This window comes from Yersinia sp. KBS0713 (assembly GCF_005937895.2).
In the GTDB taxonomy this organism is placed as follows: domain Bacteria; phylum Pseudomonadota; class Gammaproteobacteria; order Enterobacterales; family Enterobacteriaceae; genus Yersinia; species Yersinia bercovieri.
Genome location: NZ_CP042173.1, coordinates 2,834,676 through 2,854,269, shown reverse-complemented (window position 1 = coordinate 2,854,269; position 19,594 = coordinate 2,834,676). Strand labels below are relative to the sequence as shown.

Below are 19,594 nucleotides of genomic sequence, written 5' to 3'. Positions count from 1 at the left end.
GGTAATGAATGGCAAGCGTGCCCTGATCACCGGTATCCAGGGATTTACGGGCCATTACATGGCAGTGGAATTATCCGCTGCTGGTTACCGGGTGTTTGGTTTAGGCTCACAGCCATCAAATGAACCTGATTATTTTGAAGTAGATTTACTTGATGCTAACAGACTTACTTCTATCATTGAGCAGGTGAGACCTCATTTTGTTGTTCACCTTGCTGCCATTGCATTTGTCGGACATGGCGATCCAGGCGCTTTTTATGATGTTAATGTTGTTGGTACCAGGAATTTATTAGCCGCGTTGAATAGGATTTCCGACACTATAGACGCAGTTTTACTTGCCAGCAGTGCTAATGTTTATGGTAACACCCAAGCTGGCATGTTGAGTGAAACAGCCGTGGTAAATCCTGCTAATGATTATGCCGTCAGCAAGTTAGCCATGGAGTATATGGCTAAATTATGGTCTGATAAATTACCCATTATCATTGTTCGTCCCTTTAACTATACTGGTGTTGGGCAATCAGATAATTTCTTACTGCCTAAAATAGTTTCTCACTTCAAACGTAAAGCCGATCAAATAGAGTTAGGAAATTTAGATGTATGGCGCGACTTTACGGATGTTAGGGCATTAGCAAAAGCATATTTAGGTCTATTAGCAGCCAAACCTATTGGCGAGATTGTTAACGTCTGTTCTGGTCGGGCCTATTCATTACGTGAAGTGATTAGCCTATGTGAAGAAATAACCTCGCATAACCTAGCTATTCATGTTAATCCAGCCTTTGTTCGTGCTAATGAAGTAAAAATACTATGTGGTGATGCGAGTAAATTACAAAGCATTATTGATGGCTGGGATACGCCACCATTAGAACAAACACTACGTTGGATGCTGGAAAATAAATAATGAAAGTAGTTTTTTCTACTGACTCTATTAAATATCCGCTGACCGGTATTGGTCGCTATACATATGAGTTAGCCCGAGAGTTGCAAAATAATGATGACATCTCAGAACTCCTATTTTTACAGGGTGGAAAAATATCCCGTGATTTACCAATTGTTAAGACTGAGTCGAGTGTTGCTTCAGGGTTAAAAACCGCGGTAAAAAATAGTGCAATTGGGATTGAGCTGTATCACCTTTCTGCGACGTGGTTAAAAAGCATGGCATTAAGCTCTTATAAGGATTCTGTTTACCATAGCACCAATTTTTATTTACCCCCTCGAGTTGATAATGCTGTCGCAACTTTCCACGATCTTTCGATTTTTAAGTGGCCACAGTGTCACCCTCAAAATCGTGTGCAATATATGAAAAAAGAGTTATTACTCACACTAAAAAGGGCGAAAGTCTTAATTACTGACTCTGAATTTACCCGTAAAGAGTTAGCCGAGTATTTTGATTATCCTATAGAAAAAATTGTCTCAGCACCCTTAGCTAGTAATAAGGATTTTTATCCTCGCGATGATGTAATCTTGCAAAAATTAATGACAAAGTTAGGGCTCACTGTCGGTCAATATACGCTGTTTACTGGAACCATTGAGCCAAGAAAGAATATTGCAACGTTGCTCGATGCCTATGAACGTCTTCCTCAAGAAATACGTACTTTCTATCCGTTGGTTATCTGTGGTTTTCCTGGTTGGAATAGTGAAGCGTTACATCGCCGTTTTGAATTAGCCACACAACAAGGCTGGCTATTATACCTTGGTTATTTAAGTTCGGATGATCTTCCTTTGCTTTTTTCTGGCGCAAGGACGTTTCTATTTCCTTCATTATATGAGGGGTTTGGCTTACCTGTTCTTGAGGCTATGGCATCAGGTGTCCCCGTTGTTTGCTCAAATGCAGCTTCATTGCCTGAGGTTCTAGGTGAGTCAGGTTTGATGTGCGATGCTTTGGATGTAGAGGGGCTAACTGCTGCTATCATTAAAAGTTTGGAAGATGAAAATTGGCGAAATAATGCAATAGCTGCTGGACTCTCCAGAGCTAATACCTTCTCCTGGAAGCGGTGTGCTCAGGAAACAATAAAAGCCTATCGACAGGTATAATAATATAATGCTAAAAGTACTGCATTTTTATAAAACTTATTACCCTGACTCATTCGGTGGCATTGAACAGGTTATTTTTCAGTTATGCGAGGGGGGGGCGCGTAGAGGTATTGACTCTACAGTACTCTCTTTAAGTAAACGAGGTAGTATTATAAATAAAAAGATAGGTTCACATAGCGTATATTGTTCCCCAATTAATCTTGAGCTCGCTTCTACACCTTTCTCATTTCAAGCATTGAAAGATTTTAAAAAATTAGCTAATCAAGCTGATATTATTCATTATCATTTTCCATTCCCTTTTATGGACATGGTCCATTTTTTGTCGGGAATAAAAAAGCCTACTGTTGTTAGTTATCATTCTGATATTGTAAAGCAGAAGAACATGTTAAAAATATACACGCCATTAATGAATGGATTTCTTAATGATGTATCACATATTGTTGCTGCTTCACCTAATTATGTTGCGACTAGTATTACATTGAAGAAATTTGTTCATAAAGTAAGTGTTATTCCCTATGGTCTCGATGAGAAGTCCTATCCTGTTCCAACACTTGAACGCCTTGACTGTTGGAAGAATAAAATCGGCCCGCGTTTTTTCTTATTTATCGGTGCTTTCCGCTATTATAAAGGCTTGCATATACTTATCGAAGCTGCAAAAAACTCAACTTATCCGATTGTTATTGTCGGTGCAGGCCCTATCGAGTCTGAATTAAAACACCAGGCTGAAGAGTTGAAAATTGAGAATATTCATTTCCTGGGAGCTGTTTCTGATGAAGATAAAGCCGCTCTTTTAACGCTTTGTTATGCAGTGGTTTTCCCCTCTCATTTACGTTCAGAAGCCTTTGGTATTACCTTATTAGAGGGCGCGATGTATGGAAAACCTTTAATTTCAAGTGAAATAGGAACAGGTACGACATTTATTAATATTGATCAACAAACGGGGTTAGTTGTACCACCATCAGATTATAAAGCACTAAGAGTTGCAATGGATAACTTATGGAATAATATTGAACTCTCTGCAGAGTTTGGCCGCAATTCACGAGCTCGCTACTTAGATTATTTTGTTTCTGAGAAAATGGTTTCAAGTTATATAGACTTATATAATAATCTTATTGAAAATAATACTTAATTACAATGTCGCTCTGGTTTTATAAGGTTTTACTTTATTTAATAGTGTAATATTCATTCAACTCTTCTTGTTAATCATTAGTAAATGAAATAGTTGCTGATATTTTATGCCTGTAATCAGGCACATTACTGATGTAAACTTTAGAGTAGATAAATGAATAATGAGTAATCTCAGCTTATTTTTTAAGTGTGCACAATTAATCTAACCAGATTTAGCTGGTTAAAGTTGAAGAGGTCATAGCAATGAAGTCTTTGAAAGCAGTCATTCCTGTTGCCGGGCTTGGCACCCGCATGTTGCCCGCGACTAAGGCGATCCCAAAGGAAATGCTGCCAGTGGTCGATAAACCCCTGATTCAATATATCGTGAACGAATGCGTTGCTGCTGGCGTGAAAGAGATTGTGTTGGTAAGCCACTCCTCTAAAAATGCGATAGAAAACCATTTTGATACCTCATTTGAGTTGGAGGCGGCACTGGAGTCACGGGTTAAGCGGCAGCTCTTGAAAGAGATTAAAAATATCTGCCCGCCGGATGTCACTATCATGCAAGTGCGTCAGGGCCATGCCAAAGGGCTGGGGCATGCTGTGCTCTGCGCGCAACCGATGGTGGGTGATAACCCATTTATTGTGCTGCTGCCCGATGTGCTACTTGATGATTCAACAGCTGATTTATCTAAAGAAAACCTTGCTAGCATGATTAAGCGCTTCGAGGAGACCGGACGTAGTCAAATCATGGTAGAGCCGGTGCCGAAAGCGGATGTCTCCAAGTACGGTATTGCGGATTGCGGCCATGTTGATTTGGCACCGGGCGAGAGCACCCTAATGACAGCAGTCGTCGAGAAACCTTCAGTCGCTGAAGCGCCATCCAACCTTGCAGTGGTTGGGCGCTATGTCTTGTCTAAGGATATCTGGCCACTGTTGAAAAAAACCCCACGTGGTGCGGGTGATGAAATTCAGCTGACTGATGCCATTGCGATGCTAATGGAGCAGGAGCCGGTTGAGGCTTTCCATATGACCGGTAAATCGCACGATTGCGGTGACAAGTTGGGTTATATGAAAGCTTTTGTCACTTATGGCGTCCGTCATAATACCGAGGGTGAGAATTTTACCGCCTGGCTAAAACAGCAAATCAACTAACTTCGGCTTAGCGGCTGAAGAGGTAAATATTTTAAGTTCGTCTCAAGAGATCAGCAGGTTAATGATGACCAAATTGAAAGCAGTGATCCCAGTAGCAGGTTTAGGCATGAGAATGCTTCCAGCCACCAAAGCCATTCCTAAAGAAATGCTGCCTATTGTTGATAAGCCCTTGATTCAATATGTGGTTAATGAATGCGTTGCTGCTGGTATTAAAGAGATCATTCTGATAACCCATTCGTCAAAGAATGCGGTAGAAAACCATTTCGACACCTCTTATGAACTGGAAGCCATGTTAGAGGCTCGCGTTAAGCGCCAGTTATTGGATGAAGTGCAATCTATCTGCCCGCCAGGGGTGACCATCATGCACATCCGGCAAGGCCACCCTGAAGGTTTGGGTCATGCCGTGTTATGTGCCAAACCGCTGGTGGGGGATGCACCATTTGCGGTATTGCTACCGGATGTTCTGATTGATGACGCAAAATCAGATTTGACCCGAGACAATCTTGCTCAATTGGTCAAGCGCTTCGAAGAGAGCGGAACTAGCCAGGTCTTGGTGCATTCGGTCGAACCCGAGGCGTTATCGAACTATTCGGTTATCTCTTGTGAGAAAACTGAACTAGCACCCGGTGAGAGCAGCCGAATTAAAGCCATGGTCGAGAAGCCGCAAAGCCCGGTGGACCTGCAATCAAATCTCTCTGCCGTTGGGCGCTATGTGCTGTCTGCGAACATTTGGCCGCAGTTGGAAAAAACCAAACCAGGTGCCTGGGGCCGTATCCAACTGACCGATGCCATTGATGCACTAGCAGAAGAAGAGCCAGTTGATGCCGTTGCCTTGACTGGGCAATCTTACAATTGCGGTGAGAAACTCGGTTATATGCAGGCGTATGTTGCTTATGGTTTACGCCATCCACAACAAGGGGCGGAGTTTAAAGCCTGGCTGAAAGATTTTGTGGCATGAGTCAAATTTGAGATATGAGTGAGGCCGATGAAAAGCAATCCATGGGGTTGCTTTTTTGTTTTGATTGACCCGCCCTAAATAGCGTTACATTACCTGTCTGTACTGGCGAAGCAAACGTATGCGCACAGCAACTGGTCAGTTGTGCTATCTATCGCACCAATCACTACCCAGCGGACATAATCCTGAGTTAACATGTTTCCCACATCAAAAACCTGTTGGCCTCAAGGCCGGTAACAGGTGTCATCCTTCAGACAGGAGTTCTTTTAATGTCCAAACAACAGATTGGCGTTGTCGGTATGGCGGTGATGGGCCGTAACCTGGCGCTCAACATCGAAAGCCGTGGCTATTCCGTCTCTATCTTCAACCGTTCATCAGACAAAACCGACGAAGTGGTTGCTGAAAATCCAGGCAAAAACCTGGTGCCGAGTTACACCGTTGAAGAGTTTGTTGATTCACTGGAAAAACCACGCCGCATCCTGCTGATGGTGAAAGCGGGTGAAGCTACTGACAAAACTATCGCTTCACTGACGCCGCACCTTGATAAAGGTGACATTCTGATTGATGGTGGTAATACCTATTACAAAGACACCATCCGTCGTAATCGCGAACTTTCTGCACAAGGTTTCAACTTTATCGGTACTGGTGTTTCCGGTGGCGAAGAGGGTGCATTGAAAGGCCCTTCCATCATGCCTGGTGGCCAGAAAGAAGCTTACGAATTGGTTGCACCTATTCTTGAGAAAATTGCGGCCCGTGCAGATGACGGTGAAGCATGTGTGGCTTATATCGGTGCAGACGGTGCTGGTCATTACGTGAAAATGGTTCACAACGGTATCGAATATGGCGACATGCAGCTGATCGCGGAAGCTTACTCTTTGTTGAAGCAGTCACTGGGCCTGAGCAATGAAGAGCTGGCAAGCACTTTCGCTGAATGGAACAAAGGTGAGCTGAACAGCTACCTGATTGATATCACGAAAGATATCTTTACCAAGAAAGACGAGGCTGGCATCTATCTGGTCGACGTGATTCTGGATGAAGCTGCAAATAAAGGCACCGGTAAATGGACCAGCCAAAGTTCACTGGACTTAGGCGAGCCACTGACACTGATCACTGAATCTGTGTTTGCCCGCTATTTGTCTTCCCTGAAAGATCAGCGTGTTGCGGCATCTAAAGTGCTGACTGGCCCGAAAGTGCAGCCTTTTGTGGGTGATAAAGCTGAATTTATCGAAAAAATCCGTCGTGCGCTGTATTTGGGGAAAATCGTCTCTTACGCGCAAGGTTTCTCTCAGTTGAAAGCGGCATCTGACGAAAATAACTGGGATCTGCATTACGGTGAAATCGCCAAGATCTTCCGCGCAGGATGTATTATCCGCGCTCAGTTCTTGCAAAAAATCACTGATGCATATGCAGAAAATCCGAAAATCGCTAACCTGCTGTTGGCTCCATACTTTAAGCAAATCGCTGATGAGTACCAGCAAGCGCTGCGTGATGTTGTGTCTTATGCGGTACAAAATGGTATCCCAACACCAACGTTCTCTGCTGCGATTAACTACTACGATAGCTACCGTTCAGCCGTGCTGCCCGCTAACCTGATTCAGGCGCAGCGCGATTATTTTGGTGCGCATACTTATAAACGTACTGATAAAGATGGCGTATTCCATACTGAGTGGATGGAGTAATTCATATAATGGCTACTGCGCTTTGCCATTTCGGGATTGCGCAGTGCTCGCTGATTTAAAGGTTTGTCCCAACAAAAACGCCCGCGATGATAAGTCGGGGCGTTTTCTTTTATCAGCAATAAAACCACCAATAAGAAGACTACTTTTCGTGGCGTTCCCGTAGACGGCCAATGACTTTGCTGAGATCTAAATCTTGATCTTGTAATAACACTAACAAGTGATACATCAAGTCTGATGCTTCGTTGGTCAACTCTTCGCGATCATTCACCGTCGCGGCGAGGGCGGTTTCTACGCCTTCCTCCCCCACTTTTTGGGCGATTCGTTTAGTCCCGCTGGCATAGAGTTTTGCGGTATAAGAACTGGCCGGATCGGCTGACTTACGTGATGCTAGCAACTGCTCCAACTGATACAGAAAACTCCAGTCGCTGGCTGCAGGGGCGAAGCAACTGTTATTACCTAAATGACAGGTTGGACCGATAGGATTCGCCAGAATCAGCAGGGTATCATTGTCACAGTCAGGGTAGATATTCACCACGTTTAAGAAGTGACCGGAGCTTTCGCCTTTGGTCCACAAACGCTGTTTGGTCCGAGAGAAGAAGGTCACTTTAGCGGTTTCTTCTGTCACTGCCAGCGCTTCACGGTTCATATACCCCATCATCAGAACCTCACCGGACACGGCATGCTGAACGATGGCAGGCATTAGATTGTCGACTTTTTCCCAATCTAGTTGGTTAATTTGTTGTTCGGTTAACACACTCTTATCTCCACGCCTTGTTCAGACAAATACTTTTTCAACTCGCCGATATTAATGATCTGCTTATGGAACACGGAGGCGGCCAACGCACCATCTACATCCGTATCGCGGAAGGCTTCGAGGAAGTGCTCCGGCGTTCCGGCACCGCCAGAGGCGATCAACGGCACATGGCAAATAGCCCGCATCTGTTTCAGTTGACGCAAATCATAGCCGTTACGCACACCATCTTGATTCATCATATTCAGCACTATCTCGCCGGCACCGCGCAACTGGACTTCTTTGATCCAATCTTCGGTTTGCCAAGTGGTGGCTTTGGTGCGCTTTTCATCGCCGGTAAATTGATAAACCTGGTAACTGCCACTTTCTTCATCATACCAAGTATCAATACCCACCACGATGCATTGTACGCCATAGCGCTCAGCCAGTCGGGTAATTAAGGTTGGGTCAGCCAGTGCGGGTGAGTTGATGGATATTTTATCGGCACCGAAGGTCAAAATCTGGCCTGCGTCTTCCACACTCTTAATTCCGCCTGCGACACAGAAGGGAATATCAATCACTTCCGCAACTCGTGAGACCCAGCTTTTATCGACCACACGCCCATCCGAGGAGGCGGTGATATCGTAAAATACCAGTTCATCAGCGCCCTCTTGCGCGTAGCGCTGCGCCAGCGGCACGATATCACCAATAATCTCGTGGTTACGGAACTGGACCCCTTTAACCACTTGCCCATCTTTTACATCCAGACAGGGAATTATACGTTTTGCCAGCATGCGATCGCCTCCTTCACGTTAAATTTGCCGTCCAGTAGCGCACGACCGACAATCACCCCTTGTACACCGCTGCCGCGTAGACGGGCGATATCATCCAGACAACCGATACCACCAGAGGCCTGGAACGCCACTTGTGGATAACGCTGGCAAACCTCCTGATACAGCTCAACATTGGAGCCACTCAGGGTGCCATCGCGGGAGATATCTGTGCACAGCACATGTTTTAGGCCGAAAGGCAGATACTGTTCGACGATCTGTTCCAATGTGGCATCGGAGTTTTCCTGCCAGCCGCTGATGGCAACTTGCTTACGACCCGCAGCATTGATCCTGACATCCAGCGCCAAGACGATCGCCTCGGGGCCGTAACGCTCAAACCACTGCTGCACCACTTCTGGCTGCTTAACGGCGGTTGAACCGACCACAACTCGTGTCGCCCCAGCTTCTAATAGCGCGACCACATCCTGCTCATTGCGAATGCCGCCCCCCACTTGCACCGGCACATCGACGCCGGCCAAAAGCTCACGCAATAACGGGATCTGGCGGGCGGCGGGATCTTTGGCGCCAGTAAGGTCAACCAAGTGCAATACCTGAGCGCCTTGCTGCTGATAATCCTGTAAGCGTGGTAGCGGGTGGTTGCCATAATCACGCTGCTGACCGTAATCGCCCTGATGCAAACGTACTACCTTGCCTGCTATTAAATCCAAAGCGGGAATAATCATGGTGTTTACATCTCCAGAAAGTTTTTCAGCAGTTGGGCTCCCGCTGCGCCGGAACGTTCCGGATGAAACTGCACGCCAAAGAAGTTGTCTTTTTCGACTGCGGCGGTAAATGGCTCGCCGTAATTGGCTTGGGCGATGGTATTTGGGCATATTGGCATTGCATATCCGTGCACAAAGTAGAAATAGGTTCCGTTTGGGATACCACGGAACAGGTGATTTCCCGCTTGTGCGGTAATCTGATTCCAACCCATATGCGGTAACGGTAAACCAAAATCGGTCATCTGTTTCACTGGCGCATCAATAATGCCAAGGGTGTTGATGCCGCCACTCTCTTCGCTGCTGTTTGCTAGCAATTGCATGCCAAGGCAGATACCCAATACCGGTTGGGTACAGCTCTTAATCAGCTCGATTAGTTCGCGTTCTTTCAACTGATCCATTGCTGCGTGCGCGGTCCCTACGCCTGGTAAAAACAGTTTATCAGCACGTAGCACGATTTCAGGGTCACGGCTGATAAGCGGTGCATAACCCAGTCGCTGCACCGCGTAGGTGACAGAGGAGAGGTTGGCGCAACCGGTATCCAGAATCACCACATTCATCAGAGCACTCCTTTGGAGCTTGGCAAGGTGTTGCCCTCAACGCGGATCGCCTGACGCAGAGTACGGCCAAACACTTTAAACAGACTCTCCACCCGGTGGTGATCGTTACGACCCTTGGTTTTCAGGTGCAGTGTGCAGGCCATGGCATAAGAGAGAGAACGGAAGAAGTGCTCGACCATCTCGGTGCTCAGATCACCAACTCGCTGATAGTTAAATTCTGCTTTGTATTCCAAGTGCGGGCGGCCGGAAATATCCAGTGCACAGCGTGCCAGACACTCATCCATTGGCAGCACAAATCCGAAGCGGCCAATCCCTCGTTTGTCGCCCAGCGAGTTGTTGATAGCCTCGCCCAGTGCCAGTGCGGTATCTTCCACCGTGTGGTGATCATCGATATAGAGATCACCGCTGACCTGAATATCCATGCGGAAACCGCCGTGGGTAGCGATTTGATCCAGCATATGGTCGAAGAAACCGACGCCAGTTTTGATCTTGCTACCGCCTTCGCGATCCAGCCAGACATTAACGTCAATCGCTGTTTCTTTAGTGACACGGTTAACGTGAGAGTGGCGATCACGCTGGGTCAGTTGTTTGGCAATCTGTGACCAGTTAAGGCCATCGCGCTGATAACGCAGGCCGCCGATACCCATATTTTGCGCCAGCTGCAGGTCAGTTTCACGGTCACCTATCACATAGCTGTTGGCGCTGTTCATCACGCCTTCCGCCAAATAGCTCTCAACTAAGGCGGTTTTTGGCTTACGGCAAATACAGTTATCTGCGGGCAGATGCGGGCAAATCAAAACCTGCTCAAAATTGATCCCCTGCGAGCTGAAAATTTGCATCATCAGGTTGTGCGGTGGGTCGAAAGTCTCCTGCGGGAAGCTGTTAGTCCCCAAACCATCCTGGTTGGTGATCATCACCAAACGGTAATCTGCTTTTTGCAGTGCCAGTAGTGCTGGGATCACTTCTGGTTCTAATGCCAGTTTATCTAACCGATCAACTTGAAAGTCTTCCGGTGGCTCGGCAATCAGGGTGCCGTCGCGATCAATAAAAAGAAATTTCTGGCTCATATCGTTTCCTTGCGCAGGCTGGCAGTATTGGTCTGATTCGGGCTGTCAACGCCGGGCAGGGGGGCAAGGGAGGCAATCACGCGCTCACACTCCTGACGGGTGCCGATGGTAATGCGCAGGCAGTTAGATAACCCCGGCTGCTTATTTTGGTCACGCAGAATAATGCCCTGGTCCCATAGTGTTTTGAATACGCTGCTGGAGGCAGTAAAACGAGCCAGTAAATAGTTGCTCTCACTGGTAAACACCTGCTCAACACAGGCGCACTCATTCAGCGCATTTTGCAGCCATTCACGATTGGTTCGCACTTCATTCACCCGCTGACGCATCTGCTCAAGGCCCTGTGGGCTAAGTGCTTGTGCGGCGATATCGGCAACCGGCGTTGATAGCGGGTAGGGTGCAATCACCTTAAGTAGCAGCTGGATAATATCGCTATTCGCCAACGTAAAGCCACAACGTAAACCCGCCAATGCGAAGGCTTTCGATAAGGTGCGCAAAATTACTAAATTCGGATAATCTTTTAGCCAACTGCTGACACTGGCCTGTGGACAAAACTCAATATAGGCTTCATCAATAGCGACGATAGCGCGACCTTGCGCCAGTTCCAGCACTGCGCGCAGGTCAGCTGGATTGATTAAGTTGCCCGTTGGGTTATTCGGGCTGCAAATGTAAATCAGCTTCACCCGATCCAGACTCTCTTTAATCGCTGGTAAATCGAGCTGCCAATCCGCTTTGGTCTGCACGGTGCGCAGCTCGACGCCAAAGGTTTCGGCGCTCACGGCATACATGCCATAGGTTGGCGGGCAGAATAGGATGGCATCCTGACCCGGTTCACAGAAGGCGCGGATCAGCAGTTCGATACCTTCATCCGCACCACGGCTCACCAGCACTTGCTCAGTGTCTAAAGCCGCGTAAGCCGCGTAGCGTTCAATCACCAGTTTTGGCTGGCACTCAGGGTAGCGGTTGAACGTTTGCGCTGTCAGTTGGTATTGCGTCGCCAGCGGATATTCGTTGGCATTGAGCCACACATCGCCATTGCCGCCTAAGCGGCGGGCCGACATATAAGGGGTTAGCGCACGGATATTGGCGCGGGCCAAATCAGTCACGGTGGCAGACTTGCTCATGGTTGCTCCTTATTGGCGGCTGTCAGGGCAGCGACGCGTAGGGTAACGGCGTTTTTGTGGGCGGTCAGTTGTTCGGCCTGAGCCAGTGTTTCGATGGTTGATGCCAGGCCCAGCAGGCCTTTCGGGGTTAACTGCTGCACCGTCATGCGCTTAACAAAATCGGCCAGACCCAGGCTGGAATAGGTCGAGGTATAACCATAAGTGGGCAACACGTGGTTAGTCCCAGAGGCATAATCACCGGCGGATTCCGGCGACCAGTCACCCATAAAGACCGATCCGGCGTTATCGATTTGATCGATAATCTCTTCCGGTTTACGTATTTGCAGAATTAAGTGCTCCGGGCCGTATTGATTGCTGATATCAATGCATTGCTGCAAATCTTTGGTGATAATCAGGCGGCTGCTCTCCAGTGCCTGCCGGGCGATATCGGCGCGCGACAACAACTTAAGTTGCTGCTCAACTTCAACCGCCACGGCTTGCGCGATGTCCGCATCAGGTGTCAGTAAAACCACCTGTGAATCCGGCCCGTGTTCGGCCTGAGACAGCAAATCAGAGGCGATAAACGCCGGTGTCGCGCCGCTATCGGCGATAACCAACACTTCTGACGGGCCAGCGGGCATATCAATGGCGGCACCATCGAGGCGTTGACTGACCTGACGTTTTGCTTCGGTGACATATGCATTGCCCGGCCCGAAGATTTTATTCACTTTTGGCACCGATTCGCTGCCGAAGGCCATCGCGGCAATAGCTTGCGCCCCGCCAATCTGGAACACTTCTTTAATCCCGCACTGTTGCGCGGCATACAAAATCTCATCGGCAATTGGCGGTGGTGAACATAAAATGACGCGCTGACAACCGGCAATACGCGCGGGCGTGCCGAGCATCAGGACAGTAGACAGCAGCGGCGCGGAGCCGCCGGGAATATACAAGCCGACGGAGGCAATCGGGCGAGTGATTTGCTGGCAACGCACGCCCGGCTGAGTTTCAACATCCACTATCGGCATTTTCTGCGCATTGTGGAAGATTTCAATATTACGCACCGCTTGCGCCATCGCTTGCTTGATCTCGTCATTCAAGCGGGCCGCAGCGGCGGCTATCTCTTCAGTAGTGACGCGAATATCGGCCACCTGCACCGCATCAAAGCACTGGCTGAAATCGCGTAAGGCGCTATCGCCCTCGGCTTTCACCCGATCCAGGATTTCACTGACCGCACTGGTGATGCGGCCTGATGCATTAATTGCCGGGCGGCTTAGCAGCGCTTTTTGCTGCTCTGCACTGCATTGCTGCCAGTCGATTAGGGTATTGAAATTCGTCGGCTGCATCGGTTACTCCATCATTTTTTCAATCGGTAACACCAGAATGGAGCTGGCACCCAGCGCCTTCAGTTTTTCCATGGTTTCCCAGAACAGGGTTTCGCTACTGACCATGTGCATCGCGACGCGGCTCTTATCACCGGCCAGCGGCAGAATGGTTGGGCGCTCGGCACCGGGCAGCAGGGTGATGATCTCATCCAGACGTTCGCTCGGTGCGTGCATCATGATGTATTTGGATTCACGCGCCTGAATGACGCCCTGAATGCGGGTCATTAGACGGTCGATAAGTTCTTGTTTCTCAACAGGCATCTCGCCATCACGCTGGATCAGGCAAGCTTTAGAGCGGTAAATCACTTCAACTTCGCGCAGGCCGTTGGCTTCCAGGGTGGCACCGGTCGAAACCAGGTCACAGATCACATCAGCCAAACCGGCACGGGGGGCGACTTCAACTGAGCCGTTCAGCAAACAAGATTTAAAGCTAACACCCTGTTTGTCGAGGTATTGTTTTAAAATGTGCGGGTAAGAGGTGGCGATACGTTTATTTTGTAAGCACTGCGGGCCGGTATACTCAGTATCCAGTGAGGCAGCCAGTGACAGGCGGCAGCCACCGAAATCGAGACGACGTAAGGTGAAGTAACGTGGATCCTCGCCCTGAGCACGGCGGCTCAGCAACTCCTCTTCCAGTACGTTCTCGCCGATAATGCCCAGATCAACCACGCCATCCATCACCAAACCTGGGATATCGTCATCGCGTACGCGCAGAATGTCGATAGGCATGTTCTCTGCGAAAGCGATTAGACGCTGCTGCTGCAAATTGATTTTAATCCCGCAGCGCGACAGCAGTTCATGGCAATCGTCACTTAGGCGGCCTGATTTCTGCATTGCGATACGTAAACGTGTTTTATCCAGCATGGTAATCCTCTAACTTTTTAATAAATAGAATCTAATTTATAAAATTATGGGCAACAAAAAAGCCCTCGGAAGATAATCTTCCGAGGGCTTTCTCTATTGCGTTCTACCGCCACCTGGAAGATTCGTTAACCGTCTTCCAGCACACATCGGCCTGCAAGACTAGTCAGGATGATGGTGATGATGGTGATTAAATTGAACGCGATTCATAATAATTTCTCTATTTGGGCTTTTGAGAAAATCAAAATAGCCGTGACGTGCCATAATTTCTGTCAATCAACGTAAACCATCTGATGGCTAGGGCGCAACCTTTTTTTCGCTAGATGAGGTTATTTCAAGCTGGCAGGCCGCGACTGATCTGCTGTTAATCTTTTTCTTTATGGCGATTACCACTCTATTTTATGTCAGTTTAAGCACAAAGTTGTTACGCATTGCCATTACACCGATGAATGAAATGAAAGGCATTATGTACTCAACATAATTGTTAGCGCAGGCCAACTGGCGTAGGTTATCAGTATAGTACTTATTATCGGCGTGAGTTATCAGCATGAGTTATCGGTATAAACCGATGGAGAGCAATTAACATGAAAAAAGTCGCCATTATTGGATTGGGCTGGTTAGGCTTGCCGTTAGCGCAATCATTGATCCGGCGCGGAGTGCAGGTGGTTGGTAGCAAAACCACCCCGGATGGGGTCGAAGCCGCCAGAATGAGCGGCATTGATTGCTACCTATTGCAACTGACACCGGAACTGATTTGCGATCCGGATGATTTAGCACAGCTAATGACAGTCGATGCATTGGTCATCACCTTACCTGCCAGCCGCACGACTGAAGGGGGCGGGGACTATCTTCAGGCGGTACAAATGGTGGTCGACAGCGCACTGGCTTTCGGTGTGCCTCGCATTATTTTTACTAGTTCTACCTCGGTGTATGGCGAAACCCGTGGCCGAATCAAAGAGAGCTCACCACTGCAACCGGTGACCACCGCCGGAAAAACGCTGTTGGAGCTTGAGCTTTGGTTGCATAAGCTGCCCAATACCTCGGTGGATATTTTGCGCCTTGCCGGACTGGTGGGCGCTGATCGCCATCCTGGGCGTTTTCTGGCGGGGAAAATTGATGTAAAAGGCGGTTCACTGGGGGTCAATTTGGTGCATCAGGAGGATGTTATCTCAGCCATCGAACTGCTGCTTAACCTGCCAAGAGGCGGCCATATTTACAATCTCTGCGCGCCACTTCATCCGAGAAAACGTGACTTCTATCCCGCCAGTGCGCGGGCGTTGCAACTGACGCCACCGGAATTTGCATCTGAGGATATCGAAGAGCCTACTCGTGAGATCGATGGCAGCAAGATTTGCCGTGAGCTGGGGTTTGAGTATCAGTATCCTGATCCAGCAAGAATGCCTTTGAATTGAGTCTCTTATTGGCTACTGCGCGTTTGTATTTTGGGTTTGGGCAGTGCTCAAAATCCTCACATACTACGTGTATGCTCCGGTTTTTGCGCGCTGGCCGCACCCAAACTACTTCCGCTCGCCACGCCTCGAATGGATGGGCATTGAAAGCATTACAACATAAGAATCAATACCCTATCACCGCTTCTGATGAATATAGGTCAGTGCCAGCGCCATCGCCAGAACCAGCCCTTTGATGATATCCATCGCATAATAGGGTACTGACAGCATCACCAGCCCGTTTTGCAATACGCCGAGGATCACCGCGCCAATCAGGGTGCCGAAGGCATTGGGTTTGCCTGAACCTGCCAGCGAGAAACCGATATAGGCGGCCGCCACCGCATCCATCAGATAACCGCCACCGGCGTTCACTTGTGATGAGCCAATCCGCGATGCCAGTAAAATCCCGCCCAATGCGGCTAATAGCGACGACAGCACATAAGCCAGCACCCGATAACGCACTGTCCGAATGCCCGCTAGCCGCGCAGCTTCTGGATTGCCGCCAATAGCATACATCCGCCGACCATGCTTGGTCAGCGACAAATACAGCTGCACCACAATGGTGACTGCTAACATAATCAGCACGATAACCGGCACTTGCCCCAGCGCTGAAAACATCTCAGGGATGACACCCTCCGCCATATCGCCGCTTGGCAGCAGCATATTCTGCGTGATAGAGCCGCCGTAGCTGTAAGTCATCGCCACACCTTGGATCACAAACAGACTGGCGAGGGTCGCCAACATGTCAGGGATCTTCAGCACCACAATCAAAAACGCATTAAATAAGCCGACCAGTGTACAAATCAGCAAGGTCAATATAATCGCGCCGGTAGTACCAAAGCCGTACCAGACAAACAGCGACACCACGATGGCGTTGGCCAGTGAGGCGGTGGAGCCGACTGACAGGTCAAAGCCGCCAATTGACAGCGAAATCGACACGCCGATGGCAATCACTGTCACGATGGCAATTGATCGCAAAATATTGATGATATTGTTCGGATCGAGGAAGTTTTCCGATGCCAAACCAAATAGCGCGATTAGCGCCACCACGGTGAGCAACATCCCCCATTTATACAGAAAATCAAATAGTTGGTGACGCCACGGCTGCGCGTTGGCTAGGGGGAGTTCTTTGCTCACTGAGGGGTTCCTCCGGTTGAAAATAGTAATAGTGTCTCTTCGTCGACCTCTGCGGCGTTCAGCTCGGCGACAATGCGCCCGTCCCACAACACACAGATACGAGAGCATAAACCGACCAATTCTGAGAATTCACCGGATGCATAAATAATGCCTTTCCCCTGCTGTGCTAATCCATCAATCAGATGGAACAGATCCTGCTTGGCTTTGATATCCACCCCTTTGGTTGGCTCATCAAAAATCAGCACCTGCGCATCACCCCGCAACCACTTGCCGATAGCCACTTTTTGCTGGTTTCCGCCGGAGAGGCGAGCCAGCTTTTGTTGTGGGGAGGAGGTGCGCACCCCAAGGCGCTGAATCAGTGTTTTGGCCCAACTCAACTCTTGGCGACGACTAAAAATACTCCAGCGAGAAAAAGTGTCATCGGCGGCGACACTCAGGTTCATGGGGATACCTTCGTGGATAAAAATTCCCTCTTTGCGCCGCTCTTCTGGCACCAGTGCCAACCCTTGCGCAACTGACTGGTCAGGTGAGCGCGGTCTCCAGGCTTTACCCTGCAATTCACCGCGATCGACACGGCTGGGGGTGGCACCAAACAGCGCTTTACACAGTTCAGTTTTACCGGCACCGGCTAAGCCGGCAATGCCCAAAATCTCCCCCTCATGTAATGTCAGTGAGATATCACGCAACTTGTGCTGATCATGCAACCCACTGACTGACAACAGGATTTTATCACTGACCACTGCCCGCCGTGATGGAAAGATATCATCCAGGGTGTGACCGAGCATCTTTTCCACAATCTGCTCACCACGTAAATCCCCCATCAGATCATGGCTGACGCGGCGACCATCACGTAATACGGTCAGTTGGTCGCAAATTTCACGTAATTCGTGGATACGGTGTGAGATGAAAACGATTGCCATCCCTTCCGACTGCAAACGGCGCACCACACGAAACAGCCGCGCACTCTCTTCTTGATCCAGTGGCGCGGTGGGTTCATCCAGAATCAGAAAACGGCATTGATGGGAAAGGGCGCGCGCCAGCAGCACCTGCTGTTTCTCGGCCAGAGTGCATGACTCCAGGCGCTGGCGAACATTCAACTTGAGGTCAAGTTGCCCAAGTAGTGCTTCGGCCTGACGATAAAGTTGCGGCCAGTTAAGCAGGTGACCTTGCTCGGCGAGCCTATCTAGCATAATATTTTCCGCTACAGACAGGGTCGGGATCAGCGCCACATCGACCTCTTGCTGAACCACATGAATGCCATGCTGCTTTGCCTGACGGGGGGAGTGAATATCTATCTGCTGACCATCAATATAGATCTCGCCGCGATAGTGGCTGTGAGCGCCGGAGAGAATCGCCATCAGGGTCGACTTCCCCGCGCCATTAGCACCGACTAGCGCATGGGTAGATCCACCTTCCAGTGTAAAATCAACTTGTTGCAGGGCATGGAATCCAGAGAACGAGATAGAGATATTCCGCATCTCAAGGCGGGAGGAGGCGATGCTGGACATAAATTTCGATGACTGCCCTATAAAGTATTTTGTCGCAATCGGCAGTCAATAATGCTGCTCATAGCACTCTTTTTTAACACAGTTTTTATTAATCGCAACAAACTAAAATAGTTAAGGTATATCAAAAAATTATTAAACATTACTGACGTAGCCCTTAAGATGAGAAAAATATTGCTGAGATTATCATTTAAAGGAACACGCCATGAGCACCAATGCCATCCGAGTGCAGGTGGGGCCTGCTAACTATTTCTCTTTTCCGGGTGCTATCGACAAGCTGAGTGAGTTTTATCCTCCGGCAGCACTGGATCATGCGCTGTGGATCTACGGTGAGCGCGCATTGGCCGCCGCCAGTGACTATCTGCCGGCAGACTTCCACGGAGAAAATGCGGTACGTGCTGCATTCTCAACCCATTGCAGTGCAGCTACTGTGGCGGATTTGGTGCATAAAGCGGGCAGTGACCGCCAGGTGGTGATTGGCATTGGTGGCGGGGCGGTATTGGATACAGCAAAAGTGGTGGCGCGCAAATTGGGTGTGCCACTGGTTGCCATTCCGACCATCGCGGCAACGTGCGCGGCCTGGACGCCGCTTTCGGTTTGGTATAACGAGGCCGGACAGGCGCTGAATTTTGAAATTTTCAACGATGCCAACCACTTGGTGTTAGTGGAACCGCGCATCATTTTGCAGGCCCCTGTGGCGTATCTGTTAGCCGGTATCGGCGATACACTGGCGAAATGGTACGAGGCGGTGGTATTGAGTCCGCAACCGGAAAGCTTATCTCTGACGGTGCGTTTAGGGTTACAGGCGGCTCTGGAGATTCGCAATGTGCTACTCAAGCAGAGTGAGTCGGCGCTACAGGCGGTTAAGCAAGGTGAACTGACGCAAGATTTTTTGGATGTCGTTGATGCCATTATTGCCGGTGGCGGCATGGTCGGTGGGCTGGGTGAGCGCTATACCCGCGTCGCGGCGGCTCATGCGGTGCACAATGGCTTGACGCTGCTACCCCAAACAGAGCACTTTCTGCATGGCACCAAAGTAGCTTATGGGATATTGGTCCAAACCGCCTTGTTGGCGCAGGATGAGGCATTAAAATCGCTGATAGCCGCCTTTAATCAATTAGGTTTGCCAACGCATCTGGCCGCCCTGGATGTTGATATTAATGACCGCGATGGCATTGAGCGCGTGATTGGTCGAATTCTCAAGCCGAGTGAGTCAATCCACTACCTGCCGATTGCACTAAATTCAGACAAACTATGGGCAGCGATTGAGCGGGTGGAAATTGCTGCTCAACGCGCGCACAGCGCGGGAATAGGTGTTTAGATCAAGCCAG

The 19,594-nt window shown here is 49.0% G+C and carries 19 protein-coding genes and 1 other annotated feature; of the genes, 8 read left to right on the top strand and 11 right to left on the bottom strand.

The window, feature by feature from the left end:
- The first annotated feature begins 4 nt into the window (after positions 1–4).
- The 6 genes from FFE93_RS13680 (at position 5) to gndA (ending at position 6,924) form a co-directional block, all read left to right on the top strand.
- Positions 5–895: a GDP-mannose 4,6-dehydratase gene (locus FFE93_RS13680; protein ID WP_032898526.1), complete on the top strand. Its 891-nt coding sequence runs from the start codon at positions 5–7 to the stop codon at positions 893–895.
- Positions 895–2,028, top strand: coding sequence for a glycosyltransferase family 4 protein (locus FFE93_RS13675; RefSeq protein ID WP_005277311.1), 1,134 nt, complete (start codon positions 895–897; stop codon positions 2,026–2,028). Before FFE93_RS13680 ends, FFE93_RS13675 begins: the two co-directional genes overlap by 1 nt.
- Positions 2,029–2,035: 7 nt before the next feature.
- Positions 2,036–3,157, top strand: a complete 1,122-nt coding sequence (locus tag FFE93_RS13670; RefSeq protein WP_138775354.1) for a glycosyltransferase family 4 protein — start codon at positions 2,036–2,038, stop codon at positions 3,155–3,157.
- Between the two features lie 242 nt (positions 3,158–3,399).
- Positions 3,400–4,290, top strand: coding sequence for a UTP--glucose-1-phosphate uridylyltransferase GalU (gene galU, locus FFE93_RS13665; RefSeq protein WP_049599198.1), 891 nt, complete (start codon positions 3,400–3,402; stop codon positions 4,288–4,290).
- A 64-nt stretch (positions 4,291–4,354) separates the two neighbouring features.
- A complete protein-coding gene (gene galU / locus FFE93_RS13660) occupies positions 4,355–5,248 on the top strand; it encodes a UTP--glucose-1-phosphate uridylyltransferase GalU (RefSeq protein WP_057647186.1) in 894 nt (297 codons plus the stop codon).
- A gap of 266 nt (positions 5,249–5,514) precedes the next feature.
- The gene (gene gndA / locus FFE93_RS13655; protein WP_005274704.1) at positions 5,515–6,924 is read left to right on the top strand and encodes an NADP-dependent phosphogluconate dehydrogenase; all 1,410 of its coding nucleotides are present in this window, start codon (positions 5,515–5,517) and stop codon (positions 6,922–6,924) included.
- A 139-nt stretch (positions 6,925–7,063) separates the two neighbouring features.
- On the opposite strand, the gene hisIE is transcribed toward gndA, so the two are convergent.
- From hisIE to hisL, 9 genes are all read right to left on the bottom strand, one after another.
- Complete coding sequence (hisIE, locus tag FFE93_RS13650; protein WP_054872186.1) at positions 7,064–7,678, bottom strand: bifunctional phosphoribosyl-AMP cyclohydrolase/phosphoribosyl-ATP diphosphatase HisIE; 615 nt, start codon at positions 7,676–7,678, stop codon at positions 7,064–7,066.
- Positions 7,672–8,448, bottom strand: a complete 777-nt coding sequence (gene hisF, locus FFE93_RS13645) for an imidazole glycerol phosphate synthase subunit HisF (protein WP_049599189.1) — start codon at positions 8,446–8,448, stop codon at positions 7,672–7,674. Before hisF ends, hisIE begins: the two co-directional genes overlap by 7 nt.
- Positions 8,430–9,167 carry a 1-(5-phosphoribosyl)-5-[(5-phosphoribosylamino)methylideneamino]imidazole-4-carboxamide isomerase gene (gene hisA, locus FFE93_RS13640; protein WP_005274698.1) on the bottom strand — a complete coding sequence of 246 codons (738 nt, stop codon included), beginning with the start codon at positions 9,165–9,167 and terminating at the stop codon, positions 8,430–8,432. Before hisA ends, hisF begins: the two co-directional genes overlap by 19 nt.
- Positions 9,168–9,172: 5 nt before the next feature.
- Complete coding sequence (gene hisH / locus FFE93_RS13635; RefSeq protein ID WP_138775353.1) at positions 9,173–9,763, bottom strand: imidazole glycerol phosphate synthase subunit HisH; 591 nt, start codon at positions 9,761–9,763, stop codon at positions 9,173–9,175.
- Positions 9,763–10,830, bottom strand: a complete 1,068-nt coding sequence (hisB, locus tag FFE93_RS13630; RefSeq protein WP_138775352.1) for a bifunctional histidinol-phosphatase/imidazoleglycerol-phosphate dehydratase HisB — start codon at positions 10,828–10,830, stop codon at positions 9,763–9,765. The genes hisH and hisB overlap by 1 nt, the downstream gene beginning before the upstream one ends.
- Positions 10,827–11,951, bottom strand: coding sequence for a histidinol-phosphate transaminase (hisC, locus tag FFE93_RS13625; protein ID WP_138775351.1), 1,125 nt, complete (start codon positions 11,949–11,951; stop codon positions 10,827–10,829). Before hisC ends, hisB begins: the two co-directional genes overlap by 4 nt.
- Entirely contained in the window at positions 11,948–13,273 is a 1,326-nt protein-coding gene (gene hisD / locus FFE93_RS13620; protein ID WP_138775350.1) for a histidinol dehydrogenase, read from the bottom strand. Before hisD ends, hisC begins: the two co-directional genes overlap by 4 nt.
- 3 nt (positions 13,274–13,276) lie before the next feature.
- Entirely contained in the window at positions 13,277–14,176 is a 900-nt protein-coding gene (hisG, locus tag FFE93_RS13615) for an ATP phosphoribosyltransferase (protein WP_005274689.1), read from the bottom strand.
- A 53-nt stretch (positions 14,177–14,229) separates the two neighbouring features.
- Positions 14,230–14,360 (bottom strand) — a sequence feature (His leader region).
- Positions 14,336–14,383 carry a his operon leader peptide gene (hisL, locus tag FFE93_RS13610; protein WP_002231208.1) on the bottom strand — a complete coding sequence of 16 codons (48 nt, stop codon included), beginning with the start codon at positions 14,381–14,383 and terminating at the stop codon, positions 14,336–14,338. Its footprint overlaps the feature before it by 25 nt.
- Before the next feature lie 374 nt (positions 14,384–14,757).
- Here hisL and FFE93_RS13605 point away from each other — a divergent pair, with 374 nt between their 5' ends.
- Positions 14,758–15,585 carry an SDR family oxidoreductase gene (locus FFE93_RS13605; protein ID WP_005274680.1) on the top strand — a complete coding sequence of 276 codons (828 nt, stop codon included), beginning with the start codon at positions 14,758–14,760 and terminating at the stop codon, positions 15,583–15,585.
- A 174-nt stretch (positions 15,586–15,759) separates the two neighbouring features.
- Here FFE93_RS13605 and FFE93_RS13600 read toward each other — a convergent pair whose 3' ends face one another.
- Complete coding sequence (locus FFE93_RS13600) at positions 15,760–16,758, bottom strand: ABC transporter permease (protein WP_138775349.1); 999 nt, start codon at positions 16,756–16,758, stop codon at positions 15,760–15,762.
- On the bottom strand, positions 16,755–18,266 hold the full coding sequence (locus FFE93_RS13595) for a sugar ABC transporter ATP-binding protein (RefSeq protein ID WP_005274677.1): 1,512 nt from the start codon (positions 18,264–18,266) through the stop codon (positions 16,755–16,757). Before FFE93_RS13595 ends, FFE93_RS13600 begins: the two co-directional genes overlap by 4 nt.
- Positions 18,267–18,468: 202 nt before the next feature.
- Here FFE93_RS13595 and FFE93_RS13590 point away from each other — a divergent pair, with 202 nt between their 5' ends.
- Positions 18,469–19,584, top strand: coding sequence for an oxidoreductase (locus FFE93_RS13590; protein ID WP_005274674.1), 1,116 nt, complete (start codon positions 18,469–18,471; stop codon positions 19,582–19,584).
- The last annotated feature ends 10 nt before the right edge of the window (positions 19,585–19,594 follow it).

Excerpts from the sequence above, each read along its gene's own strand:
- FFE93_RS13680 (WP_032898526.1), top strand. The coding sequence starts at position 5 with ATGAATGGCAAGCGTGCCCTGATCACCGGTATCCAGGGATTTACGGGC.
- FFE93_RS13675 (WP_005277311.1), top strand. The coding sequence starts at position 895 with ATGAAAGTAGTTTTTTCTACTGACTCTATTAAATATCCGCTGACCGGT.
- FFE93_RS13670 (WP_138775354.1), top strand. The coding sequence starts at position 2,036 with ATGCTAAAAGTACTGCATTTTTATAAAACTTATTACCCTGACTCATTC.
- galU (WP_049599198.1), top strand. The coding sequence starts at position 3,400 with ATGAAGTCTTTGAAAGCAGTCATTCCTGTTGCCGGGCTTGGCACCCGC.
- galU (WP_057647186.1), top strand. The coding sequence starts at position 4,355 with ATGACCAAATTGAAAGCAGTGATCCCAGTAGCAGGTTTAGGCATGAGA.
- gndA (WP_005274704.1), top strand. The coding sequence starts at position 5,515 with ATGTCCAAACAACAGATTGGCGTTGTCGGTATGGCGGTGATGGGCCGT.
- hisF (WP_049599189.1), bottom strand. The coding sequence starts at position 8,448 with ATGCTGGCAAAACGTATAATTCCCTGTCTGGATGTAAAAGATGGGCAA.
- hisA (WP_005274698.1), bottom strand. The coding sequence starts at position 9,167 with ATGATTATTCCCGCTTTGGATTTAATAGCAGGCAAGGTAGTACGTTTG.
- hisH (WP_138775353.1), bottom strand. The coding sequence starts at position 9,763 with ATGAATGTGGTGATTCTGGATACCGGTTGCGCCAACCTCTCCTCTGTC.
- hisB (WP_138775352.1), bottom strand. The coding sequence starts at position 10,830 with ATGAGCCAGAAATTTCTTTTTATTGATCGCGACGGCACCCTGATTGCC.
- hisC (WP_138775351.1), bottom strand. The coding sequence starts at position 11,951 with ATGAGCAAGTCTGCCACCGTGACTGATTTGGCCCGCGCCAATATCCGT.
- hisD (WP_138775350.1), bottom strand. The coding sequence starts at position 13,273 with ATGCAGCCGACGAATTTCAATACCCTAATCGACTGGCAGCAATGCAGT.
- hisG (WP_005274689.1), bottom strand. The coding sequence starts at position 14,176 with ATGCTGGATAAAACACGTTTACGTATCGCAATGCAGAAATCAGGCCGC.
- FFE93_RS13605 (WP_005274680.1), top strand. The coding sequence starts at position 14,758 with ATGAAAAAAGTCGCCATTATTGGATTGGGCTGGTTAGGCTTGCCGTTA.
- FFE93_RS13595 (WP_005274677.1), bottom strand. The coding sequence starts at position 18,266 with ATGTCCAGCATCGCCTCCTCCCGCCTTGAGATGCGGAATATCTCTATC.
- FFE93_RS13590 (WP_005274674.1), top strand. The coding sequence starts at position 18,469 with ATGAGCACCAATGCCATCCGAGTGCAGGTGGGGCCTGCTAACTATTTC.